Here is a 606-nt window from a genome sequence, read left to right on the forward strand (position 1 = left end):
GCGACCACCGGCTCCGGAACGACGTTTTGCGGGCCTTCATTGGTGATTCTGAGGATCGTCGCGAGCGCGGTTCCGGCGATCACGTCGAGCGCGGTGCCGACGCCGACATGGGTGAAACGCCCCAGTGCCAGACCCTGCTCGATATGCGGCGGCAGGAACACGTAGATCAGGCTGCTCGGCCCCGCGGAATGCAGGCCGGCCGCGCAAATGAAGCGCGCCAGCAGCGGATACGCGCGCGCCGCGTGCAGGAACATGCGCACACCACACGCGATGCGGAGCGCCGGATCCTCATAACCGTGGACTTCCGCTTCGATCAAACGCAGCAACTCGTCGTTCAGTTCCTGCGTCACCGCCGCGAGCAGATCCTCGTTGGTGCGGAAGTACTTGTAGAACGTGCCCTGCGACACGTCTGCGGCTGCAATGACGTCCTGGATGACGCTTGCGCCGACTCCCTTTTCTGCGAACACGAGCATCGCGCTTTCGATCAGGCGGGCGCGCATGCGTTCGCGTCGCTCCGCCGCGACGCGGGTCCGATGGTCAACGGTCGTTTCATTCATGGCGGGAATTATACGGCGACGCAACAGACGCTCCGGCTGGCTAGGTGAA

The 606-nt window shown here is 64.2% G+C and carries 1 protein-coding gene; it reads right to left on the reverse strand.

The features are described 5' to 3' along the window. Positions 1 to 500: TetR/AcrR family transcriptional regulator (locus G3N98_RS39545; protein WP_241026311.1), on the reverse strand; the 500-nt coding region annotated here is incomplete at its 3' end. Between the last annotated feature and the right edge of the window lie 106 nt (positions 501 to 606).

The organism is Burkholderia sp. Tr-20390, from assembly GCF_017104595.1.
Taxonomy (GTDB): Bacteria; Pseudomonadota; Gammaproteobacteria; order Burkholderiales; family Burkholderiaceae; genus Burkholderia.